24 protein-coding genes are annotated in these 25,161 nt (G+C 41.4%); 3 read left to right on the forward strand and 21 right to left on the reverse strand.

Features of this window, described 5'->3' with window-relative positions:
* Positions 1–130 precede the first annotated feature (130 nt).
* From H5202_RS00815 to H5202_RS00825, 3 genes are read left to right on the forward strand one after another with little or no spacing between them, the layout of a single operon-like run.
* On the forward strand, positions 131–481 hold the full coding sequence (locus H5202_RS00815) for a PepSY domain-containing protein (protein ID WP_182770087.1): 351 nt from the start codon (positions 131–133) through the stop codon (positions 479–481).
* Complete coding sequence (locus H5202_RS00820; protein WP_182770089.1) at positions 462–1,136, forward strand: response regulator transcription factor; 675 nt, start codon at positions 462–464, stop codon at positions 1,134–1,136. Before H5202_RS00815 ends, H5202_RS00820 begins: the two co-directional genes overlap by 20 nt.
* The gene (locus H5202_RS00825) at positions 1,133–2,467 is read left to right on the forward strand and encodes an ATP-binding protein (RefSeq protein ID WP_182770091.1); all 1,335 of its coding nucleotides are present in this window, start codon (positions 1,133–1,135) and stop codon (positions 2,465–2,467) included. Before H5202_RS00820 ends, H5202_RS00825 begins: the two co-directional genes overlap by 4 nt.
* A 150-nt stretch (positions 2,468–2,617) precedes the next feature.
* On the opposite strand, the gene H5202_RS00830 is transcribed toward H5202_RS00825, so the two are convergent.
* The 21 genes from H5202_RS00830 to H5202_RS00930 form a co-directional block, all read right to left on the reverse strand.
* A complete protein-coding gene (locus H5202_RS00830; RefSeq protein ID WP_182770093.1) occupies positions 2,618–3,418 on the reverse strand; it encodes a DUF1338 domain-containing protein in 801 nt (266 codons plus the stop codon).
* A 69-nt stretch (positions 3,419–3,487) separates the two neighbouring features.
* Positions 3,488–4,948, reverse strand: a complete 1,461-nt coding sequence (gene astD, locus H5202_RS00835; RefSeq protein ID WP_182770095.1) for a succinylglutamate-semialdehyde dehydrogenase — start codon at positions 4,946–4,948, stop codon at positions 3,488–3,490.
* Positions 4,949–4,957: 9 nt separating this feature from the next.
* Positions 4,958–5,977, reverse strand: coding sequence for an arginine N-succinyltransferase (gene astA, locus H5202_RS00840; RefSeq protein ID WP_182770096.1), 1,020 nt, complete (start codon positions 5,975–5,977; stop codon positions 4,958–4,960).
* 116 nt (positions 5,978–6,093) lie between these two features.
* Positions 6,094–7,311: an aspartate aminotransferase family protein gene (locus H5202_RS00845; protein WP_101085247.1), complete on the reverse strand. Its 1,218-nt coding sequence runs from the start codon at positions 7,309–7,311 to the stop codon at positions 6,094–6,096.
* A gap of 336 nt (positions 7,312–7,647) precedes the next feature.
* Positions 7,648–8,790: an HDOD domain-containing protein gene (locus H5202_RS00850; RefSeq protein WP_182770098.1), complete on the reverse strand. Its 1,143-nt coding sequence runs from the start codon at positions 8,788–8,790 to the stop codon at positions 7,648–7,650.
* A 102-nt stretch (positions 8,791–8,892) separates the two neighbouring features.
* Complete coding sequence (locus H5202_RS00855; protein WP_182770100.1) at positions 8,893–11,382, reverse strand: S9 family peptidase; 2,490 nt, start codon at positions 11,380–11,382, stop codon at positions 8,893–8,895.
* A gap of 129 nt (positions 11,383–11,511) precedes the next feature.
* A complete protein-coding gene (locus tag H5202_RS00860; protein WP_182770102.1) occupies positions 11,512–12,081 on the reverse strand; it encodes an aminodeoxychorismate/anthranilate synthase component II in 570 nt (189 codons plus the stop codon).
* 97 nt (positions 12,082–12,178) lie between these two features.
* On the reverse strand, positions 12,179–12,649 hold the full coding sequence (locus H5202_RS00865) for a ClpXP protease specificity-enhancing factor (RefSeq protein ID WP_182770104.1): 471 nt from the start codon (positions 12,647–12,649) through the stop codon (positions 12,179–12,181).
* The gene (sspA, locus tag H5202_RS00870) at positions 12,649–13,278 is read right to left on the reverse strand and encodes a stringent starvation protein SspA (RefSeq protein ID WP_011638743.1); all 630 of its coding nucleotides are present in this window, start codon (positions 13,276–13,278) and stop codon (positions 12,649–12,651) included. The genes H5202_RS00865 and sspA overlap by 1 nt, the downstream gene beginning before the upstream one ends.
* A gap of 95 nt (positions 13,279–13,373) precedes the next feature.
* Positions 13,374–14,108 (reverse strand): cytochrome c1, encoded by a 735-nt coding sequence (locus H5202_RS00875; RefSeq protein WP_182770105.1) that lies wholly within the window; start codon positions 14,106–14,108, stop codon positions 13,374–13,376.
* Positions 14,108–15,322, reverse strand: coding sequence for a cytochrome b (locus H5202_RS00880; RefSeq protein WP_182770107.1), 1,215 nt, complete (start codon positions 15,320–15,322; stop codon positions 14,108–14,110). The genes H5202_RS00875 and H5202_RS00880 overlap by 1 nt, the downstream gene beginning before the upstream one ends.
* Entirely contained in the window at positions 15,322–15,912 is a 591-nt protein-coding gene (gene petA / locus H5202_RS00885) for a ubiquinol-cytochrome c reductase iron-sulfur subunit (protein ID WP_011638746.1), read from the reverse strand. Before petA ends, H5202_RS00880 begins: the two co-directional genes overlap by 1 nt.
* 413 nt (positions 15,913–16,325) lie before the next feature.
* A complete protein-coding gene (gene hflC / locus H5202_RS00890; RefSeq protein ID WP_182770109.1) occupies positions 16,326–17,204 on the reverse strand; it encodes a protease modulator HflC in 879 nt (292 codons plus the stop codon).
* A 2-nt stretch (positions 17,205–17,206) separates the two neighbouring features.
* Positions 17,207–18,367, reverse strand: a complete 1,161-nt coding sequence (hflK, locus tag H5202_RS00895) for an FtsH protease activity modulator HflK (RefSeq protein ID WP_182770111.1) — start codon at positions 18,365–18,367, stop codon at positions 17,207–17,209.
* 33 nt (positions 18,368–18,400) lie between these two features.
* Entirely contained in the window at positions 18,401–19,708 is a 1,308-nt protein-coding gene (hflX, locus tag H5202_RS00900) for a ribosome rescue GTPase HflX (RefSeq protein ID WP_182770112.1), read from the reverse strand.
* Between the two features lie 20 nt (positions 19,709–19,728).
* Positions 19,729–19,986 carry an RNA chaperone Hfq gene (gene hfq / locus H5202_RS00905; protein ID WP_011638750.1) on the reverse strand — a complete coding sequence of 86 codons (258 nt, stop codon included), beginning with the start codon at positions 19,984–19,986 and terminating at the stop codon, positions 19,729–19,731.
* A gap of 84 nt (positions 19,987–20,070) precedes the next feature.
* Positions 20,071–20,997 (reverse strand): tRNA (adenosine(37)-N6)-dimethylallyltransferase MiaA, encoded by a 927-nt coding sequence (gene miaA / locus H5202_RS00910; RefSeq protein WP_182770114.1) that lies wholly within the window; start codon positions 20,995–20,997, stop codon positions 20,071–20,073.
* A gap of 1 nt (position 20,998) precedes the next feature.
* Positions 20,999–22,858, reverse strand: a complete 1,860-nt coding sequence (gene mutL, locus H5202_RS00915; protein ID WP_182770116.1) for a DNA mismatch repair endonuclease MutL — start codon at positions 22,856–22,858, stop codon at positions 20,999–21,001.
* 1 nt (position 22,859) lies between these two features.
* A complete protein-coding gene (locus H5202_RS00920; protein ID WP_182770118.1) occupies positions 22,860–24,203 on the reverse strand; it encodes an N-acetylmuramoyl-L-alanine amidase in 1,344 nt (447 codons plus the stop codon).
* Positions 24,204–24,205: 2 nt separating this feature from the next.
* Positions 24,206–24,664 carry a tRNA (adenosine(37)-N6)-threonylcarbamoyltransferase complex ATPase subunit type 1 TsaE gene (gene tsaE / locus H5202_RS00925; protein WP_182770128.1) on the reverse strand — a complete coding sequence of 153 codons (459 nt, stop codon included), beginning with the start codon at positions 24,662–24,664 and terminating at the stop codon, positions 24,206–24,208.
* Positions 24,665–24,837: 173 nt separating this feature from the next.
* Positions 24,838–25,161 (reverse strand): hypothetical protein (locus H5202_RS00930; RefSeq protein WP_182770130.1); only part of this gene is annotated, 324 nt, incomplete at its 5' end.

The raw sequence follows: 25,161 nt of genomic DNA on the forward strand, positions 1-25,161 counted from the left end.
TAACTAGGGCTAACAACTAATCAAGCAAAATGTTTATACCTTAAATCGTATAGGTTTCAGCTTGATTTAAGCCAAGATACTTAAAGTGGTGTTCATACTCTGAACGCCACTTTTTTATTTTGGAGCGCCCATGAATAGCTTGTTCTTTACAGCGATAAGCAGCTTAATGGCCATCACCATTAATCAACAAGATATTCCCGCAAAAGAATTCCCTCTGGATCATGACAATGTCCAAAAATTGGTATCTTCTGGTAATATACGTTCATTAGACGATTACTTAACTTGGCTGGCGCAGTATTGTGATGGCCACCTAATCGACGCTCAACTTTATCAACAACAAGATAAGTGGCGCTATGATTTACAATTTAAACTCAAACAAGGGCATGTTGTTAATCTGCAATTAGACGCAGCTAACGGTATGCAAGATTCATTGACTCAATTACCGAGCGAATGTACTAAACATGAAACTGTTACTCGTTGAAGATAACCCTTTACTCGTTGCCGAGCTTGAAAAACAACTCAAGCAAGCTGGTTATATTACGGATGTCACAGACAAAGCTATTGAAGCCGATTATTTGATGAAAGAAACTGATTATGACTGCGTCATTTTAGATATCGGTTTACCTGATGGCAATGGCTTATCATTAGTTACCCAATGGCGTGAACGTGGCATCAGTACCCCTGTCATTATGCTAACGGCCCGCAGTCAGTGGCACGAAAAGGTTGAAGGGTTTAATGCCGGTGCTGATGATTACTTAGGTAAACCATTTCATGCGCAAGAGCTACTCGCACGTATTCAGGCACTCATTCATCGAGCCCATGGACGAGTTAACTCTTCGTCCAAGCAACTATGCTATGCCGGGGTTAATTTAGACGAAAATGAGCAAAAGGTAACGGTTGGCGATCAAGTATACGAGCTGACGTCGATGGAGTTTAGATTACTGAAAATTTTCTTAATGTCACCAAAAAAACTTATTTCTAAGCAGCAACTTACTGACAAGCTTTATCAATTTGATGATGAGAAAGAAAGTAACGTCGTTGAAGTTTACGTAACTCATTTACGTAAAAAACTCGGTAAAACAGCTATCGAAACTCGGCGTGGTCAGGGTTATATCTTCCATGGCATTATTGAATGATCTCGATTCGGTTTAAATTAAGCCTATGGCTCAGTGGTTTAATCATTATTGCCACACTAATAGGCTTATTTCTGTTTGAGTCGATGTTGAGAGATGCCTTTCATGACTCCATTATTAATCGTCTTGAAGAAGATTTAGAACACATCATTATCGCCACAAGGCTTGATGATGGTGAACTTGTTATCGACCAAAGCCAATTATCCAGTTTTTACCAACCTGCCTATTCCGGGCGCTATTTTCAATTAAATTTGCCGGACCGTACTATTCGCTCCCGTTCATTGTGGGATGCGGAATTACAGATTGAACAGCTACAAGCTCAGCAAAAACGAGTTTGGCAAGCTAAAGGTCCAAAAAACAATGATATGCAGCTATTATCTATTGGTATCGGCGCGCCAAATAGCGAAAATACAGCAACATTAACTGTCGCCCAAGATCTCAGTATTGGACGGCGTGTTTTTAGCGAAGTGTTTGGGGCTAAACTAGCAATCAATATCGGCATGCTACTGGCGATGATCGCAGGAATCTTTATTATTTTACGCCAATCGTTTAAACCAGTGAATCAAATCCAAGGGGCACTGGCTAAATTGCGCGAAGGTGAAATAGCATCATTAGCCATTTCACAAATTCCAGCGGAGATCCGCCCTCTTGCCGAAACCTATAATGAGCTATTAGACTATACAGCCAAGCAAATTGAACGTAGTCGCAATAATCTAGGTAATCTAAGCCATGGCTTAAAAACCCCATTAGCCGTAATGCAGCAACAAGTTGAAGCGCTTGGCATCACCCATCCTGATGCCGCAATAGCAATGCAACAGCAATTAGATTTAGTTCATAAAATGATTGAACGTAAATTGGCTGCAGCACGGATAACTGGAGACATGTTACCCGCAGCTCAACTATCCGTGCCTAAAGATTTCGATAGCTTAATTCAAACGCTACATAAAGTGCATCATCAGCGGGATATCGATTGCAACATTATTAATCCGCAACATATTGGTCGCATTCCAATACATCGAGAAGATGGTATGGAGCTGTTTGGCAACCTGCTCGATAATGCCTTTAAATGGGCAAGTTTACAGGTTAAGGTCAGCATCGAAGAATTGCCTTCTGGAGAGATATTCATCCAAATAGAAGACGATGGCAGCGGCGTAAAACAAGAGCAAATCGCATTATTAACATCTCGAGGCACTAGACTAGATGAAGCGACAATGGGCCACGGATTGGGCTTATCGATTGTTAAAGAGATTTGCGACCAATATGGTTTTGTATTGCAATTTAGTCGTAGTAAGGCTTTGCATGGTCTTAATGTCAGTATTTTGATGAGCAACTAAACATTTTTACCAAACGAACCTGACTCGGAATAAGAGATGAGAATGCTGTCTAAAAAATTAGCAAAGGTGAAGTGTTGAAAATGATACGTTTAGTCATAAAAAAGACCTAATTGATTGATCAATTAGGTCTTTTTTGTCCATGCATTAACGTTACATCATTGCATTGGTACTTTCAAAAATTTTGTCGGCAGATGCCGCAACAAAGCCAGTATAGAGCTGACCATTGTCCATCGGATAACGACGGGCAAATTCATAGAAACAACTTGGAATTTCCACATCACCATCGGTAAAGTTCACCACCACTTTATCGGCCATGGTAGAAGACTGTTCTAACAAGACTTCAGGCGACCCTTTAATTTCACCGCCAGAGCTATTTAATACAAACCCAGCCTGCTTTAAAGCTTGGTTTACATCTTCAATACGCTCAAAATCAGGCAAATCGTTAATGGAAACCGTAAAGTGATTGGCTCGGTAACCTAACGCAGCAACCCAAGCAGCATATTCACTTTCAGCAAGTAAAGCTTGGTAAGTTGCTTTGTCCAAATCCCAATGACGACCAGAATAAATGAAATTATCAGCAGTGGTTGCCGCTTCATCAACCTGATCGATTAAACCATGGATGCTCTTTTGCAACTCAGGGCTAAATTCTTCAACTAACAACTCAGAGATAAACACCTTTGGCTGTTTTGGATCCGGATGTTCAAAGTGCTTAGCTATCAGCTTTTTCTGCTCAAACTTATAATCACCACTGTCGACATAACCGATAGAGGTGAAATGTTTGGCCAATACGCTTAAATTTACTTTAGCGATATTAAAAGTACGCAAAGCGATATGGTCATTGATGATTGGCGCGCCATGGCCTAATAGCTGATGAATTTTCGCCGCTGAAGGCGTCATCTTAATGTAGTCTTGCCATAAGGCAGTAAATAAAGCATTAACGTCAGTATGCATGGTTAAATCCTTCTAAAATAAGGCTGGTGAACAAAGTCACCAGCACGGATCATGCGATGAATTTATCAGTTAAATTGATAAACCAGGGCTTAAAGTAGCAGGTAAGCTTACTGAATCGGCTTCCATTGAAGCGACAGGGTAAGCACAGTAATCAGCAGCATAAAATGCACTTGCACGATGATTGCCTGATGCACCAACGCCACCAAACGGAGCAGCACCTGATGCGCCAGTAATCTGCTTATTCCAATTAACAATACCAGCACGAATGCGCGCCAAAAAGTAATCGTAATCTTCACGGCTATCCGCTAATAAACCGGCTGATAAACCATAACGAGTCGCATTGGCTAAATGAATCGCTTGGTCAAAATCGCTGTAGCGAACTAATTGCAACAATGGACCAAAATATTCTTCATCAGGTAACTCAGTGACTTTAGTCACTTCAATTAAGCCTGGAGTGACTAAACCAGTACCAGCTTCCACTTGCACTAACTCAACTAATGAAACACCACCCAATGACTGAAGTGTTGCTTGTGCGGCAACCATGCCACGAGCAGCGGTTTCAGAAATCATCGAGCCCATAAAAGGTTGTGGTTGCATGTTCCAAGCACCTACTTTTATTTGCTTAATCGCTTTTACTAGCTCTGTGATTAACGCATCCCCTTGTGCACCCTCTTCAATATATAAACGACGAGCACAAGTACAACGTTGACCAGATGAAATATAAGCCGACTGAATAATGTCATGTACTGCTGCTTTGGTATCGGTTACACCTTTAACGATAAGCGGATTATTGCCGCCCATTTCTAAAGCTAAAATTTTACCTGGGAGGCCAGCATATTGTTCATGTAAAATATGCCCAGTACGTGAACTACCGGTAAAGAATAAACCGTCAATTTGCGGATGTGATGCTAATGCTTTACCGGTTTCAACTTCACCTTGCACTAAGTTAACAACACCTTGTGGTAAACCTGCTTTGTCCCAACACTTCAACATTAACTCAGCCACTTTAGGCGTTAATTCTGATGGTTTAAACACCACTGTGTTACCAGCCAATAATGCCGGCACTATGTGACCGTTTGGCAAATGCCCAGGGAAATTATAAGGGCCAAATACCGCTACCACACCATGAGGTTTGTGACGTAATACGGCACGTCCTGCTGGTAAATCGTTAGTTTCAGTACCAGTACGTTTATCATGGGCTTTTGCTGACAATGCGATCTTGCCAATCATTGCACCCACTTCAGTAGCGGTTTCCCACTGTGGCTTACCGGTTTCTTGGGCGATGGTTTCAGCTATCTCGGCTTTATTAGCTTCTAGTTGTGAGCGATAAGCTTCAACAATGGTTAAACGGGCTTCATAACCCAACATAAACCAATCAAACTGCGCCGCACGAGCGGCGTCAACTGCAGCATTAACTTGAGTGGCTGTTGCAGTGTTACCTTGCCAAATTACGTCACCATTAGCAGGGTTTTTTGAGTTAATTTCATGACCTTCGCCAGCTAACCATTGACCTTGAATATATTGTGTCATTTCTTGCTCCTACATTGCTAAAACACGAATTTGCTCGCCTTCGCTAACCATAAGACCGGCAGCGATTTCAGGACTGAGCACAACATTATCGTGTTCATCAGAGACCAACAATTTAGCAGCTGATGCACGATAATCAGCTAGCAATGTGTTGGAAATAATAAAATGGTGATCGGCATGTGGCATCTTGCCAACTGAAACCGTTAATAAACGGCTCTTTTTCACTGAACGGATCTCAGCTAGCGCACATTCAACTGTTGGGCCACCATCAAAAATATCGATATAATTACGGAACTTAAAACCTTCGGCTTGTAATAAACGCAATGCCGGCTTAGTGTTTTTATGTACTTCACCAATCACTTTTTGCGCTTTTTTAGGCAACATACAGACATAAACTGGGTTGCGCGGCATCATTTCGGCCATAAAGGCTTTTTTGCCTAAACCAGACAAGTAGTCTGCCTCAACAAAATCGATACCTAAGAAGTGATGCTGTAGCCACTCATAAAATGGTGAGTCACCTTGCTCATCACTCACACCACGCATTTCGGCAATAACTGTATCGCCAAAGCGCTCAGGATGCTGTGCTAATAATAAAAAGCGCGAGCGTGATAACATGCGACCGTTATTGCCTTTGCGATACCCGTCTTTTAAAAACAAGGTACACACTTCCGCAGCACCAGTGTAGTCGTGGCATAATGTGAGGGTTTCAACTTCATTGCGAACAGAAATTTGCTGAGAATGATAGACCTCAGTACCTAAACGGTAATGATAAAAAGCATCTTGCATGCCGACAGCAGCTTCAATACCACAAGTGCCGACAACTTCATTGGTCTTTGTATCTTCAAGCACCATTAAATAACCTTCGTCAAAAGGTTTATCAATTTGCTTAGTAAAAGATGCCTCTGCCCTAGCAATCTTCGAACGCAGTAACTCTTCGTTAACTGGTAAAGATGTAAAACCGTGGCCTGACTCAACTGCGATACCATAAAGTGCATCGTAATCACTTGCACGGATAGGACGTATGATTAACATCTTAATCTCCTCATTGCGCCATAAGCGAACCGCGCTGAAATATATTTCAGCGCGCATTCACTCAGTTGGCGTACCCAAACAAATAAGTGCAAGCTAGGCTCGCACTGATATGTTAATTAACCAGCAACCACTTTTGCTACTGCGCGTTCAAAACGCAATAAGCCTTCTGCTATGTCAGCTTCTGGGATAACCAATGAAGGAGCAAAACGCACAACGTTTGCACCGGCCATCAAACTCATAAGGCCTTCAGCTACAGAAGCAACCAAGAAATCACGGCTACGACCTTCATATTGTTCATTTAATACAGCACCGATTAACAAGCCTTTACCGCGTACTTCACTAAATACGTTGTATTTGGCGTTAATGGCCGCCAAACCATCACGGAATAGCTGTTCGCGATGTTTAACTCCGTCCAACACTTCTTTGGTATTAACCACGTCCATTACCGCATTACCTACGGCACAAGCCAGTGGGTTACCGCCATAGGTAGAACCATGAGTACCAATTTTTAAGTGAGCAGCAATTTTTGCGGTGGTTAGCATTGCAGCAATAGGGAAGCCACCGCCAAGTGCTTTGGCACTGGTTAAAATATCTGGCACGATATCAGTACCCATGTAAGCAAATAACTCACCAGTACGGCCTACGCCTGTTTGTACTTCATCAAAAATCACTAATGCGTCGTGCTTATCTGCTAAACGACGTACTGCTTTTAAGAACTCAGGATCACCATTGATAATCCCACCTTCACCTTGAAGAGGTTCAAGCATAATGGCACAAGTCTTGTCAGAAATGACCGCTTCAAGTGCAGCGATATCATTAAATGGCACGTGGGTAATACTTTGTGGCTTAGGACCAAAACCGTCTGAATAAGCAGCTTGTCCGCCAACCGTTACCGTAAAGAATGTGCGGCCGTGGAATGCTTTATCGAATGCGATGATTTGATCTTTATCTGCGCCATGGTTATCTAATGCATAACGACGGGCTAATTTTAATGCTGCTTCATTGGCTTCAGCACCTGAGTTAGCAAAATAGACGCGCTCAGCAAACGTGGCATTAACTAACTTTGTCGCTAATTCAAGCGCTGGCTCGTTGGTCATTACGTTTGATAAATGCCATAATTTTTCGCCCTGTTCTTTTAATGCTGACACTAAAGCTGGGTGACAATGACCTAAACAATTTACTGCAATACCACCGGCAAAATCGATGAATTCATTACCTTCTTGATCCCATACTCGGCTACCCGCTCCGCGAACAGGAATAACAGCGGCAGGCGCATAATTAGGCACCATAACTTCATCGAATTGGGCACGGGTTAGATTCATTTCTACACTCATTGCATTTCATCCTTCAGGTTGTAAGCGGCTTGAAAGCCGCTGTTTCCGCTGTCTGCTTTATATTCTGTAAGTGCATTAGCGGAAGTTTGTGTTATTTATGCGACATTATTAGCGAAATTGTGATCAAAATACCAGTTCAGTACAATTAACTTCTTTAGGCCTTATTGGCATTCTGCATAAAGATTGATAAATATGACTAAACAAAGCGTTTATAGGGGGGTAAGGAAGCATAAATAGTCATAAAAAAACTTATTAGACTCGAATTTGTGTAGCTATTCATCAAAAGTGAATAATTACACAGATTTAACATTTACACTTTTGATCCAAAAAGGCTATTTAAAGCAAATCAAGCTTGCGAAAATTTTGCCCTTTAAGCCGAATTAACTCTTGCTCTGAAAACTGATAATAATCAAACATAATGCGTTTTTCTTGTGGATCTATTTGTTGTTGTTCTTCTAACAAAAGCACTTTGGCATAACAACTCGCTTTAGCCACAATGGCGGCATCGACAGACAACTCTGTAAAATGGTAATCGTGATCGAGCTCTTTTAACACTTGTGTAATCGGTGAGTCATCAAATTTAAGTAAACTCAACAATTGCCAATTTAATCGATGACTATGGAGTAATACTTGCTCCAATACTGCTTCTGCAGGAAATTCTGTTGCCATAATAGCATCGTAGACTTGTTTTTCTCGACTATGGCTTGCCTCTCGTAACCAAGTCCCCCAAGTGTTATCAAATATTCTTCCACTTTGGCTCAGAATAATTGAGGTAGAATATTGGTACATTAACGCACAGCTATAAGCCAAGCTAGGCTCTTTATTATATAACTCTGCTAAAGTTTGCGCCGCAATGGCACTTACTATGCTGTAACGCCAAAGCTTGCGGGTTATCCATAATAAATTAGCGTTGCCTGAAGGTAACAAGTTACGTAAACAAAAATAAGGGACCAGCAAACGTAAATTTTCAATACCTATATAGTTAAGTACCAACTTAATATCGGTCACTTGAACATCACCATGCTTTGGCCTACGGTGACGAGAAGCTGGACTATTAATTAAATTGATTAAATCTCGTGATAGCCAGCTAATACTTTCGATAATCGGTCGAAGGCGATTAATGTTCAGGTCTGGGTGTAATAATAGGTCAAGCAGTAAAATTTGATTTTCACAAATAGCCGATGCTTCTAATATCGTTTGAGGATTAGCTAATTGATGTTCTATCGCATTATTAACTGTATTGGTTAACAGTGAAGACACCTCAAAATACACACTTTTCTCTTGTGCTTGTTTCTCAAGACGCACTTTTAATGCTTTGCGCTCAATATCAAGTTTATTGGCGCTTTCTTCTAACTCCACGTTCAACTCATCAGGCATAGCATTGGCTTTATGCTTACCCACAATAAGTTGTTTATAAAGTCGGCGCTCAATCTCAATGACTTTTCCGGGCCGAACTCCACCTGCTATTGATATTGACACTCACATTGCCTTTTGCTGTTTTCATCACTTAATCATAAAAATTAAGGCTTCTCAAAGGAAGCCTTAATAGATATTTATTTGTTTTCTTGAACTCAGAGCCGATTACTTCAACTCTTGTTCAAACAGCTTATAAATACGACGATACTGGTCTAACCAACTCGAAGGCTGCTTAAATCCATGCGGCTCGACAGGATAAATTGCGGTTTCAAACATTGGTTTTTCTAATTCAATCAGGCGTTGCACCATGCGCACACTGTCTTGGAAAAACACGTTGTCATCTAATACACCGCTCATGATCAATAGCGGTTTCTGCAAACCCTGGGCATGTTCTATCGGTGAGCTACGCTCATAAGCGATAGGATCAACGTCAGGCGTATTTAAAATATTCGAAGTATAAGGTGCATTATAATGAGCCCAATCCGCTACAGGGCGCAATGCAGCCCCTGCTTGGAATAGCTCAGGTTCATTAAACAATGCCATAAATGTGAGGAAACCACCGTATGACCCACCATAAGTTCCTACACGTTGTGTATTCACGTTAGCATTACTTGCCATCCATGCTACACCGTCTTTTAAATCTTCAACTTCAGGATGACCCATATTACGATAAACAGACGTACGCCAATCACGTCCATAGCCTTTCGAGCCACGATAATCCATGTCCATTACCACGTAACCTTGTTGTGTGAGTAAGTTATTGAACATAAATTTATGTAAGTAACCCGAAAATCCGTAATGCGCATTTTGTAAATAACCCGCACCATGGTTAAACATCACTGCTGGATATTTGTCAGCTTGCTTAGCATCGTATCCTTGAGGCAAATAAACCCGCGCATAAATGTTTCCCGCACCATGGCTTGAAGGAACTGTCACTATCTGCGGTGTTTGCCAAGGATATTGTTTAAATTCTGTGCTGGTATAATGTGTTAATTGGCTTATGTCGCCGCCAATAGGTTGGATGTATAATTCATCAGGTTGCACTGCTGATGAAGCGGTTAATAACAATGATTGTCCATCAGGGCTTAAACTGTAATCTAATGTGCCTAGCCACTGGGTCAATTGCTCTGATTTACCACTGGCAATCTCAACACGGTAAACATTATAGCTACCTGGGTGGTCTTTATTGGCACGATAATAAAGATGTTTTGCATCGGGTGATAACGTCACATTATCAACCACAAACTTGCCATTGGTTAATGCCGATACCTTACCTGCTGCGGTTTTAGTATATAACTGTGAAAAACCTGATTCTTCAGATAAGTAGTACATGCTATCTGTACCTGGTATCCAGCCAAATTGATTAAAATTATAATTTACCCAAGCATCATCATGTAATCGGTGTTCGGTTATCAGCTTACCTTTTTGAAGATCAACACTGGCTATCCAGCGATCTTTGTTGTCAACGGCTTCGAGCATCACCAATAATTTATCGTCAGACTCATGCCACTGAATAGCGCTCTGACTCCATTCCCAATCTTGCATTAACTGGACTAAACGTGGGGCTTTTTCACTTTTATAGATTTTACCTTTCGCTTGAGCATTTTCAGATTTAACGCTCGCCAGTACATCCTCATCAAAACCCGTTAAGCCTTCAATGGTGATGTCTTTTTTACTGTGGTCAACAAGGTCGAGTAACACTAAACGTTGACCTGGAAAGACATCTTCGGCAACCCGAGAGCGGGCTGGTACAGGATCGACATCACCCTCTTGGCCCAAATAATTCGGCATAATGTCGTGTTCAGCACGCCAATCATAATTTTTATCCGTTAAGGCCAATATTACGTAACGTCCATCTGGCGACAAACTAATTTCTGATACCACTTCAGCGTCACCTAAATACCAAGGTTTAGCAGAAAAAGTGGGATCGGCTTTAGCCAATGAATCGCGGTATTGATCACGCGTCAGGCTGTTATCATGTTCCATGGCAACGTATTGAATTAATCTATGCTGTTGCTTAGCTATAAAACTACTTGGCTCTTGCGTCGCTTTTGGTTCGTTTTCCATTTGGATCGCGGCAATTTGTTCCACTAACCCGCTAGACTGGTGTACACGAAAAATATTATTACCTTGCCAGAATGCAAGGTCGCCACCATTTAAAAAACGTACTCCATTAATTGCATCGTTTTGACGGGTAAGTTGCTTTATTTCACCGTTTGATAAATCTTTTACAAATACGTTACCTTGATAAATATAGGCTTTTTGAGTCTTTGCCTGATCGAAGACACCATTACGTTGATCGGCAAGGTGTAGCTGATTGAGTGCTAGTTTGTTCGCCTCTATCTGTCCAACAGCTTGTTGATAAAAATCACGGACCGGAGATTGATGTGCTTGGCGACTGAAATATACCGATTGACTGTCATCACTCCAGTAAGCTCCTTGAGCAAGTATTCCCATCCAATCTGGATTAGCCATAATTTGATTAAGCGTCAAGGGTTGCAGGGCTTTTGGAGGTTGCGCTAATGGCACTGTCAATGTTGTTGCATTTGGCGTTGCGATAACCATTGTATCGTCAGGTTTGGCCGTGGCAGCACAGCCACTTATCATTGCCAAAGAAAGTGCGCTAACCGCAAAGTTTCGCATAAAGCTTGTCATGGTTATCCCTTTTATTATTTTAAGCGCCTATTTATAGCATAAATAGGCGCGAGAATTTAGCCAGGTTAGTTGCAGAAGTTGTAACAGAATACGTGATAATGAACCCGATGATATAAGCTCAATAACACCTTATAAATGTAAAAAGTTATCTAAAAGTTCATGGCCTTGCTGAGTCAAGATAGATTCAGGATGAAACTGAACACTGTAAATACGTAACGAATCATTGCTCATAGCCATAATTTCACGCCCATATGTTGGATCATCAAACCACGCATCCAGACTAAAACCATCAGGTACATGGTTAATCAACAATGAATGATAGCGTGTGACTTGCAGAGGTAATGCTAATTTAGAAAATAATCCCTGTTGATTATGTTGAATCAAACTGGTTTTACCGTGCATAACACGTTTGGCACGCACAATATCAACGCCAAACACCTGTGCGATAGCTTGATGCCCTAAACACACACCAAGAATAGGAATTTTACCGGCAAAATGTTTAATCACTGCAAGTGAAATACCTGCTTCATTAGGAGTGCATGGACCAGGAGAAATAATCAAGTGTGTGGGCGCTAAGGCTTCAATTTGTTCAATGCTGATTTCATCATTACGTTTAACCAGTATCTCTTGCCCAAGTGCTTGGAAGTACTGAACTAAGTTAAACGTAAAAGAATCATAATTATCAATCATCAACAACATTATCGGATCCATTTGCGCTATATACGTTTGTAGCGCATCAATTTTAGCTTAAAAAAAACCAGCCTTGCGACTGGTTTTATGTAATGGCAACTAATTGTTACTTCACCACAGTTAAATGGTTTTTACGTTTAGTTTTATCATCAGGCTTTGTCGATTTAGACGATGATGGCAATGTCGAAGTATCATCAACAGATTTCATTGATGGCGGTACGGATAATAACTCATCATGTTCGCCTTCGATCATATATGCATCTTCCATATCAAACACCGTGCCAGCACCGTTTTCACGAGCGTAAATGGCCACGATCGATGCCATAGGCAAATACACATTTTGTGGTACACCACCAAAACGCGCATTAAACTCTACTGCATCATTAGACATGTGAAGATTAGCCACCGCTCCGGTTGCAATATTCAAGACGATTTGACCGTCTTTGACAAATTGCTGCGGAACCTGAGTACCGTTAACAAATGCATCCACGACTACGTGTGGCGTCAAATGGTTATCCATCAACCACTCATAGTAAGCACGCAACAAATATGGACGATTAGCTGTTATTGGTTTCATTACATGCCCATGCGCATTTCGCGCTCAGCCTCAGTTAACGATGCCTTAAATGATTCACGTTCAAAAATACGTGTCATGTATGCACTGATATCTTTCGATGTACGCGGATCTAAGTGAATGCCTAATACAGGTAGACGCCATAATAATGGGCCTAAGTAGCAATCAGATAAACCAAACTCTTCGCTCATGAAGTATGGCATTTCAGCAAATACTGGCGCTAAAGCAATTAAGCTTTCCATTAACTCTTTACGCGCTGCATCAGCCTTTTCACCTTTACGGATACGCTCTACAAGCGCATACCAATCGGTGTCGATTCTGTGCATCATTAAACGGCTTTGGCCGCGAGATACCGGATATACAGGCATTAATGGAGGATGTGGAAAACGCTCATCCAAATATTCCATAATAATGCGTGACTCGTACAACACTAGTTCACGGTCAACTAAAGTCGGTACAGAGTTGTATGGATTTACTTCAAGTAAATCTTCAGGCATTTCACTAGGGTCAACCTGTAAAACATCAACGGTAACCCCTTTTTCAGCCAATACGATACGTACTTGGTGACTATATAAATCATCGGCACCAGAAAAAAGTGTCATGATAGAGCGCTTGTTGGCAGCAACAGCCATTGATACCCTCCAGAATCTAGAAAAAACAAAACAAACGAGGGGCTAAGCCCCCCGTTTACAAAATGCGGATAATGTATATTAACCGTTATTGATGGCTAGTGCACATCTTTCCAGTATTCTTTCTTCAACAAATACGCAATGATGAAGAAAATAAACAGGAATCCAAGTACCCACCAACCTAAAGCTTCTCGCTCTAACTGAACTGGTTCGGCAGAATAAACTAAGAAGCCCGTGATATCACGAACGACTTGGTCGTATTCTTCTGCCGTCAATTTGCCACCCGTGGTAACAATATTACCATCTTTATCTTTTACAAGAGATACATTACCAGCTTCATCTTTCGTAACAGTAGCAAGACCTTGTAAGTCTTGTAATACGTGTGGCATACCCACTGCAGGGAACACTATATTGTTCACACCAAATGGACGAGTCTCATCTGCGTAGAAACCTTTTAGGTATGAAAACACCCAATCAGCACCACGAACACGAGCAACCAACGTTAAATCAGGAGGCGCAGCACCAAACCATTTAGCGGCATCTGGAGTAGGAATAGCGTTTTCCATTAAATCACCGATTTTTGCACCGGTGAACATGTACTTGTTACGCATATCATCGTTAGAGATGCCTAAATCAGTTGCAACACGCTCATAGCGTTGGTATTGAGTGCTGTGACAACCAGAGCAGTAGTGTTGGAATGAATCCAAACCACGCTCTAATGACGCTTTATCATGTAAGTCAACGTTAGCACTTTCTAAGTGAACACTATGTCCACTAGCGGCCATTGCGAGAGATGGCAGCAATGTAACTAATGCAATAAATAACTTTTTCATTAGTGTGTCACCCTCGTTGGGACTTCTTTTGTTTTCTCATTCTTACTGTAAACCCATAAGGCTACAAAGAAAGCAAAGTAAGTGAAAGTGAATACACGTGCCGCAATAGTTAACTCAGGAGTTGCAGGAACAACACCTAAATAACCTAAAATAATGAACGACACAGTAAATTGTGCAATGTTGATCTTGTGGATCATGCTGCGATAGCGAATAGACTTCACTTTACAACGGTCAAGCCAAGGCAGAATAAATAACACTGCAATAGACAGACCCATACCAATAACGCCCACCAATTTATCAGGGATAGCACGTAAAATGGCATAGAAAGGTGTGAAGTACCAAACTGGCGCAATGTGTTCAGGTGTTTTCATTGGATTAGCCGCTTCAAAGTTTGGCTTTTCAAGGAAATATCCACCGCCTTCAGGCATGAAGAACAACACATAACAGAACACGATTAAGAACCCAGCCACACCCATAATATCTTTTACAGTGTAGTAAGGGTGGAAAGGAATACCATCGATAGGCCATCCGTCCTCATCTTTGTTCTTTTTAATCTCAACACCATCAGGGTTATTTGAGCCCACTTCATGCAAGGCGATTAGGTGTAAGAACACCAACACAACCAATACAAGTGGCAGCGCAATAACGTGCAGTGCGAAGAAACGGTTTAGTGTTGCACCAGAAATAACGTAATCACCACGGATCCACAATGTGAGGTCATCACCAATAATAGGTATGGCACCAAACAAAGAGATAATTACCTGCGCACCCCAGTAAGACATTTGTCCCCAAGGCAGTAAGTAACCCATGAATGCTTCAGCCATCAGCACAAGGAATATCAACATACCAAACAGCCATAATAGCTCTCTTGGTTTTTGATAAGAACCGTAAATTAACCCACGGAACATGTGCATATAGATGACAAAGAAAAATGCCGATGCACCAGTAGAGTGCATATAACGTAGCAACCAACCGTAGTCAACATCACGCATGATGTATTCAACAGAAGCAAACGCGCCTTCTGCTGTCGGTACGTAATTCATGGTTAACCAAATACCAGTCAGTAATTGGTTAACTAAAACTAATAGCGCTAATGAACCAAAGAAATACCAAAAGTTAAAGTTCTTTGGTGTCGCATACTGACCCACATGACGGTTATATGTAGCTGTCATAGGGATGCGAGCATCAATCCAATCAATAATATTCTTAACCATTACGCCGCTCCTGTATCTACACCGATGATAACGTTAGCATCATCAACATATTTGTGCGGTGGTATCACTAAGTTTAATGGTGCTGGAACACCCTGGAATACACGACCAGCCATGTCAAATTTGGAACCATGACAAGGACAGAAGAAACCAGAAGTTACACCTTCAACCTGCTCACCGAATGAATCAGGTAGATAAGTTGGTGAACAACCTAAGTGAGTACAGATACCGACTGCAATAAAGAATTCAGGCTTAATAGAACGTGCAGGGTTAGTTGCATATTCTGGTTGCTGCATTTCTTCTGAAGCAGGATCGCGTAATTTGCTGTCTAATGTTTTAAGATTATTTAGCACAGCTTCTGTACGACGAACGACCCAAACCGGTTTTCCGCGCCATTCGACACGAATTAACTGACCTGGTTCTACTTTACTAATATTTACTTCGACCGGCGCACCTGCAGCTTTCGCTTTGGCGCTCGGATTCCATGACTTGATGAAAGGAACCGCTACAGCGACGGCACCAGCACCACCTACTACGGCGGTTGCGGCTGTCAGGAATCTGCGACGTCCGGTATCGACTGGCGCATTGCTCATCCACTTATCTCCCAGAGGGTGTTGGAATTTTTATATTTCAATACTTTAGCGACCAAAAATGGTGAAACGCTAAAATCATAGTTTGAGGCGGTGCTCATTATAGCGAAAAATTAGAACCAGATCATAGTGAAAACACACATCTATGATGAGGATATTAACATTTTTTTCAAAAACGCTTACAAATCAACCAATATATAACAATTAGTAGTCACTTAATTAGCAATGAAAAGCTTGATAAATGCATTTAAAACAATTAATTATTAAGGATAAATAATAAAATTCATCAAAAATATCCATTGCTGTGATTTGCGACCGCTTTTAGGGAAACTGAATTCGTAGCAAAAACACTATCTTACAGACACAAAAAAGCTCGGTAAAAACCGAGCTTTTTAATGCAAAAACATACGCGGGTATTATTTACCGTTTGATGACTTCATGTACTTAAAGAAATCACCTTCTGGCTCTAACACCATAATGTCATTTTTACCGGCAAAACTGTCTTTGTACGCTTCTAAGCTACGTAAAAAACTATAAAACTCAGCATCTTTACTATAGGTATCAGCATAAATCTTTGCCGCTAATGCATCACCTTCACCACGAATGGTAAGGGCTTTACGTTCAGCTTCAGCAATCTTTACTGTCACATTGGCATCAATAGTCGCACGGATAATTTCAGCTTGCTCTTTACCTTGCGCACGGTGCTCTTTCGCCACAGCTTGACGTTCAGCACGCATACGTTGGTAAATACTAGTACTGACATTAGCAGGTAAGTTAATTTGCTTTACACGCACATCAACTACTTCAATACCAAGATTCTCAGCACTTTCAGAAGCATTTTCTAATGCGTCGGTTTGCAATTCATCACGCTTACCTGAAACAATTTCCTTGATTGTGCGGCGACCAAATTCAGTACGTAAATCGTTGCTGATTTTGGCTTGTAATAAGCTTTCTGCATTGGCTTTAATGCCGCCATTAGTAGAAAGATAGTACTTTTCAAAATCACGAATACGCCACTTAACATAAGAATCGACCATTAAGTCTTTCTTTTCAGAAGTTACAAAACGATCTGCAGCACCGTCCAATGTCTGGATACGCGAATCCAAATAGCGTACTTTATCTACCAAAGGCAATTTAAAGTGAAGGCCTGGTGTGAAAACGGTTGTTACGCCATCTTCTTTAAGCACTTTACCGAAACGTGCAACAATCGCGCGTTCACCTTCGCTTACCACCATTAAAGAGGAAAAGCTCACCCCTAAAATGATCACAAGAATGATCAGAGCTAATCTACCCATTGTTAGTTCCTCCCTTGGCGAACACGATCTTCGCGGCTGAGACGACCATCAGTCTGCATGCTAGTAATAGGCGTATCAACACCACTACTAGAAACAGAATTGATGTGACGTTCTACCTCAGGTACGACTTGATTGCGCAGACTCTTAGAAGAATCCATCAGCTTATCTAAGGGTAAATACATCAGATTACCGCTATTCTTTGTGTCGATAAGTACTTTATTAGTGTCAGCCAACACAGATTGCATCGCATCTATGTATAAACGATTTCTGGTTACACCTGGAGCAGCTTGATATTCAGGTAATAACTTCTCAAATCGAGCGACTTTACCTCTAGCTTCAAGAACTTCACGCTCTTTGTAAGCACTAGCTTGTTGTGCCATACGTTCGACTGTACCACGCGCTTTGGGTTCGATTTCACGAGCATAAGCTTCAGCTTCGCGAATAAAGCGTTGTTCATCTTCCTGAGCAGAGATAGCATCATCAAATGCATCTTTTACTTCTTCTGGAGGACGAGCGGGTAAAAAGTTAACATCACGAATTTTCAAGCCTAATTTGTACGGCTCAATAATACGTTCTAACTCAGTCCAAGTATCACGACGAATAGCATCACGCCCAGTGGTTAAAATGTCATCCATACGATTATGACCAATGACATAACGTAACGCACTATCAGTCGCTTCACGTAAACTCGAATTGGCATCAACAGCACTGAACAAGTATGAATATGCATCTGATACGCTGTATTGAACCACAAGTTCAACATTCACGATATTTTCATCAGATGTCAGCATTCTGCCAGATGCAGGAATCGAGCGGAAAGTTTCCACATCAACCATTGTTACATCGTCAATAAAAGTGGCTTTCCAATGCAAACCGGAACTCACTTCACCGATGTGCTGACCAAAACGGAGTAACACTCCACGCTCAGCTTCTTTGACCGTATATAAGCCAGACAATGCCCAAATAATTAAGGCAATCACAGCAATTACAATCAGTAACGATGAATTAAATGGCTGACCAGTAGCGCTACCGCCTCCCTTGCCACCAAAGCGTTTTGATAGGTTACGAAATACTTCGTCAAGATCTGGTGGCCCTTTATCGTTACCACCTTTATTTCCCCAAGGGTCTTTGTTCCCCTTGTTACCGGGCTCATTCCAAGCCATTTAGCACTCCATAATTGGATGAAATAAATGAGATTAACAAGTGGCGTCTACTTCTGAAGGTTCAAAAATAAATGCCTCTAATTCCCCTTGACTCTGTTTAGCTAATCGGCGCCAATTGGCGTCCGATAAACGAACAGATAAAATACAGTTCCCCAGATCGTCATACTCTTTCTGCTGTATTGCATCCAGTCGATAAAACTGGCCAAGATAATGTCCTGCTGATGCAGGTATTTTCAATGTAAGCTCACAAATCACTTCACCGATTAACTCGGTTATCGCTTTCAGCAGCAAATCAAATCCAATGCGTTTTTGCGCAGAGACCCAAACCCTTTCAGGTTTACCGTCTTCATCGTAATCGATACGAGGCGCGAAATCTTCAAGTAAATCTATCTTATTACATACAATCAATTGAGTGATTTCATCAGCATCAATTTCTTTCAGTACTCTTTGTACTTGATCAAAATTTTCAGTCATATTGTCATCAGCACAATCTACGACATGTAACAAAATTTCAGCTTGTCGAGTTTCTTGTAGTGTGGCTTTAAATGCTGCAACGAGATCATGAGGTAAATGACGAATAAACCCAACAGTATCCGCTAAAATCACCGCACCATCAGGCAACGATAACTTACGCAGTGTCGGATCTAATGTTGCGAATAACTGATCGGCAGCATAAACATCCGACGAAGTTAGCGCATTAAATAATGTCGATTTACCCGCATTTGTATAACCTACTAAAGACACAGTCGCTAAATCACTGCGCTTACGAGCTCGTCGGCTTTGCTCACGTTGTTTATCTACTTTATCGAGGCGACGATTAATATTCTTAATCCGGCCTCGCAATAAACGTCGGTCTGTTTCAAGCTGGGTTTCACCCGGCCCTCTCATCCCGATACCACCTTTTTGTCTCTCTAAATGAGTCCAACCACGAATTAGGCGTGTCGACATGTGGCGCAATTGCGCTAGCTCCACTTGCATCTTACCTTCATGAGTTCTCGCTCGTTGAGCAAAAATATCAAGGATCAACGTAGTTCGATCTAAGACTCGGCACTGGCACACTACTTCAAGATTACGTTCTTGAGCTGGACTCAATGCATGATTAAAAATCACTACATTGGCTTCAGTAGCAGCGACCATAGCAGCTAGTTCTTCAGCTTTACCGGTACCGATAAAAAACTTACGGTCCGGCGAGCGTCTGCTGCCGGTAATCACTCCAACGGAGCGAGCACCAGCAGATTCAACTAACAGCTGCAATTCAACAAGATCTTCTCGACGCTCTTCGTCTGAAAAATCTATATGAACTAATACAGCTGTTTCACCCGCTTCATAACGATCAAACAAAAATTATATTCCTTTTCAAATTATTCAGCATCGCTTTCTTCACCATGGGCAGTACCCTGATGAGCAGAAACATTAAATGGGCGTGCTGGTACGACTGTTGAAATAGCGTGCTTGTAAACCATTTGGCTTACTGTATTTTTCAACAAGATAACAAATTGATCGAATGACTCAACTTGACCTTGTAATTTAATACCATTCACTAAATAGATAGAGACGGGCACACGCTCCCGACGCAATGCGTTCAAAAATGGGTCTTGTAAAGATTGCCCCTTAGCCATTTCAATTTCCTTTTTTATTTTAATAAATCTGTTGAATTAAGTTTTATTGTTTAGTTTTAGTATTATACAGCAACAGCTAATAAGCTAGCGGCTTTGTCGCATAAGTGTAACTAAATTCCCTTCTACACCACTTTCAAGCCACATTAAATCTGGCCAACTCCTCAACCATGTTAATTGACGTTTGGCCAATTGCCTAGTGGCTGCGGTAGCTTTTTCGACCATTGTCGCATGATCAAATTCATTATCGAGGTACTGCCAGCACTGCCTGTAACCAACACAACGCATAGATGGTAGCTCTAAATGCAAATCATCACGCGCTTTTAAACGCGCAACTTCTTCGATAAAACCTTGCTCTAGCATGATATTAAAACGCTTAGCGATTAACTCATGTAATACTTTTCGATCGTTTGGCGCAATAGCAAATTGCACTACATCATACGGCAAAGCGGCTGACTTAGTTTGAGTCAATTGCGTCATTGTTTTACCGCTAATCCGATAAACCTCTAATGCACGCGACAATCGTTGTGGATCGTTAGGATGAATTCTCTCTCCTGCAACGGGGTCGATACGACACAATTCTTGATGCAGCGATTCCCAACCATCAGTTTGCGCTTGCGCTAATATTTGTTGCCTAATACCTTCATCAGCACTAGGTAAAGGTGATAAGCCTTCTAACAATGCCTTAAAGTACATCATGGTGCCACCCACGAGTAAAGGGGTCTTACCACGGCTAATAATATCTTCGATAGCCAATAATGCATCACGGCGAAAATCTGCCGCGGAATAACTCTCGCTAGGGTCAAGAATATCAATTAATTTATGCGGAGCCATTTCCAGTTCTTCTGCACTGGGTTTAGCAGACCCAATATTCATATCACGGTATATCAATGCTGAATCTACTGAGATAATTTCGCAATTATATTGAGTCGCCATATCAATGGCTAATGCCGTTTTGCCTGAGGCGGTAGGCCCCATTAAAAATATCACTTTCGGCTTATCGACACTATTCACGTTAATTATCTTTCATCCAATTTTGCCAAGGTATTATGCGCTCTTGGTCATAGCAAGTTTGTTGCGTTTCATCGTCAAGTGAACAAAATAGCTGCCATAAATTTGGGGCAGGCTCAAATTGCGATAAACTTTGTTGTGCCAGCCAACCCGCAATAGCACTCTGGGTTGGTTGCTCTAATTGTATCCATTGCAGTAACTCTGGGATCACAATAGCAAGTTGGCTTTCCCTCAAATATGGGGGCACTTTTTTAATAATCAACTGTTGGAACCGAATTGTTAACTCAATACCCATTTGACGAAGTAATTGATCACGAGCAGCTAAGGTTTCTATCCAATCCAAATCAGCAGCTAAAGAGACAGGCATTAACAAAGGCTGCGACACTAAACCGTTAGCTAATTTAGTTTCAACTTCTTTCTTTCTTACTGCCAATAACACGGTTTTTATCGGCAGTAATGACAACTTATCATCTTTACAAATAACCCAATTTTCACCCGCTAATAACGGCGGCATAGTAAGTTGAGCAGCTTCATTAACATAGGATACCGCACTATTCATCGGGGTATGCAACAATTGCCCATAATTGACAATAGCCGTTTTAGTCTGAGCAGAAGAGAGTTCACTAGAAGGCTTTTTATCATAACTAGGCTTAAATGCAGCTGAATAACCTCCAGATAATCCATTACTCTTTCCAGGCACATGCATTGAACCAAATTGGCTAACACTGTTAATAGCTTTACTTGAGTCATGATTAAGTGTGAACACGTCTTCTGCCGTAGCGACAGTACTCACATTCTGCATCAAGTTTGATTCTGTGTGCATTGGAGCAACATTATCATGAGGTTCTAATTCATCAGATAAAGGTAACACCGGCATTTCAACTAATGCTGACTGCACCGCTTGTAAAATAAAGTCATGCACATAACGAGATTGATGAAAACGTACTTCGTGTTTAGCTGGATGTACATTGACATCAACTTGATGTGGGTCAAGAGATAACATCAACACATATCCAGGCTGATGCTCAATACCATATTCAGCAAAAGCTTGTTTTACTGCATGGCTGACCAATCGGTCTCTAATTAATCGTCCATTAACATAAAAAAAGTTGGTATCGGTAATAACAGTGTCTTGTGGTGATTGGAGATAACCGGTTAATAATAAATCATCATGTTGACATGTAATACTCAACGCTTGTTCAGCAAATGCTCTGCCACAAATTTGCGACAAACGTTGTTGTGTTTGAATTTCTGTATTTGCAGGACGATACTGGCGAACTAACTTGCCATTGTGTGTCAGGGTAAAGTGAATATCACTACGCACAATAGCAATCCGTTTTAGCCATTCATCAATATGGGTAAATTCGGTTTTGTCGCTTTTTAAAAAACGGCGCCTGGCGGGAGTATTAAAAAATAAATCCACCACTTCAATAGTCGATCCTTGTGGATGCGCAGCAGGAGTCACTTTCACGTCCATTTGTGAGCCTTCAGCATAGGCCTGCCAAGCTTCAGATTGCTCAGCCGTTTTCGAGGTTAATGTTAATCGCGACACCGAACTAATACTGGCCAAGGCCTCACCCCGAAAACCAAAGCTTAAAATAGCTTCTAGGTCATCGAGTGTATGTACTTTTGAGGTTGCGTGACGCGAAAGCGCCAATGCCAACTCATCTTTAGGAATACCCGCCCCGTTATCGCGAATACGAATAAGCTTGCTGCCGCCTTTGTCGATATCGATATCAACTCTAGTCGCACCCGCATCAAGGCTGTTCTCAACCAGTTCTTTGACCACCGAAGCCGGACGTTCAACGACTTCACCGGCTGCGATTTGGTTTGCAAGTTGAGGAGGAAGCAGTTGAATCGCCATATTAAGCCCTTGGGATCACAAGATGTTGACCAACACGTACCACATCTGATTTCAAGTTATTAACCTGCTTTAAACGTGAAATAGAAACGCGATATCGCTGGGCAATAACGGACAATGACTCACCACGTTGTACTTTATGCTTTTGTGCTTGCGAGCTATCAGAGCGCGTTTTCGCAATTAAAGTATCACTGGGCGCATTACTAGCAAAGTAACGTTTCACCCCCGAATGGATAGCGCGAGCTATTTTTTCTTGATGTGCAGGACTTCTAAGTAAACGTTCTTCTTGTGGATTAGAAATAAAGCCTGTTTCCACCAGAATAGAAGGAATGTCCGGCGATTTAAGTACCGCCAAACTCGCTGCTTCCGGCTTATGCTTATGTAATTTTGTCACACCATTGAGATCTTTTAATACATCGCCAGCAATGGAGTTACTTATCGCCATAGAACTATTCATAGACATATCTAAAAGTGTCATGGCTAAATATTGTTCGCTATCAGAGTTTTGAATAATTTCTCCAGCACCACCTAGTAGCTCAGAGTGTTTCTCTTTTTGCTCAAGCCAGCGACCAATTTCAGTATTTGCACGACGCATCGATAATACCCAAACCGAAGCGCCTTGAGGCTTAGGAGAAGTAAATGCGTCTGCATGAATTGAAATAAGTAAATCTGCTTTTATATTGCGAGCCAACTCTGAACGTTTATTGGGATGAATATAATAATCACCACGCCTCGTCATCACCGCGCGCATTCCTGGCGTTTGATTAATTTTGCTGGCTAAACGCGTTGCAATTTCCATCACTACACGTTTTTCGTAAGTCCCGGATGGACCAATTGAACCAGGGTCTTCACCACCGTGGCCAGCATCAATAGCTACCACAATATCTCTAGAGGACTGATTGGCAGAACGACTGACGGTATTCACCGTTGGCGACTCGCCGTTAGAATCTTCTAAGTCGACGACAAGGCGGTTTCCATAAGGAGCGGTAGGAGGCAATGTAAACAAACTGGATTTTACCGGTTTAGCTAAATCCATAACCAGACGTAACACGCCTTTTTTAGGTGGCGAGCTAAAACGTATCTTTTTGATAATTTTGCTATTATTAGCTAATTTATCTAAATTAATCTTAGCACCAGTATCTTGAATATCGACAACTAAACGATCAGGGCCGGTTAAGGTAAAACTGTCATAATTGGGTGTTTGAGTTAAATCAAACACCACCCGCGTCGATTCTGGGGCAGCCCAAATGCGCACGCTATCAAGTTGGTTGGCAGCCCAAACTACGTTAGGCGGCAAAAACAACAGCATGAATACTACAGAGGTAAAAAACGTATTTTTTAAAGTCATTATTATTTTATTTTATTGATTATTGCCTGCCCAGCAGGGGATAAGCCTTGTAATTCAATTTGTCTTTGAGATTCTTTATAACGCAAATGCAAATGGATGTCAGCCTCAGGGAGTAATCCATGACCATTATCAGGCCATTCAACTAGACACACACTTCTGTCAGTAAAATAATCACGGATACCCATATATTCGAGCTCTTCAGGATCGGCTAATCGATATAGGTCAAAATGAAATATATCCATATCATCAAATTCATAGGGCTCGACCAAGGTGTATGTCGGACTTTTCACCGTGCCTTGATGGCCCAAACTTTGGATAATGCCTCGACTAAACGTCGTTTTACCCGCCCCTAAATCCCCCGTAAGATAAATAGTGAGTGGTGGCTTTATCCACTGCGCAATTTGTTGTCCAAGAGCAACAGTAGCTTGTTCATTTTCAAGGGTTTTAAGCAGCGATGTCATGTGTAAAGTCAGCTTCCATAAAAAAGAGATACAAGAATGCTAAATATACCAGAAGTTACCGGGGAACTCCCACTGTTATAGTGGTTATTTTTTGTTAATAAAAAAAGCCAGCTACTGGGAATAGCTGGCAAAATCACACTTCAGGAAGTTATATAAAAATTACAATGCCTAGTTTAAATGTCATCCATACGGATTGTGCTATGAACTAAACGTTTTTGTTGCGTTTGCGCAACACGGACTAAGTCCATTAATGCACTTTTAATTTCATCGGTTGGGCTACTAATAGCTGTTTTTTCAAGTAACGCGATTAAGCGATTTTCTAGATCTAGATGCAGCTCAAGAACTTCGTCTTCTTTCATATTGGCCGGAAGCGACGTTTCAATACAACGCTTGCTAAAATCTTCAAAAGTGATGTCTTTATACCAAGTATTTAATATTCTTGAGGGAGCATCTTCGATATAACTTTCTAACGTTTCGTAAATATGTCTTTCATGTTG

Origin of the sequence: Shewanella sp. SG41-4, assembly GCF_014164505.1 — a bacterium.
GTDB lineage: Bacteria > Pseudomonadota > Gammaproteobacteria > Enterobacterales > Shewanellaceae > Shewanella.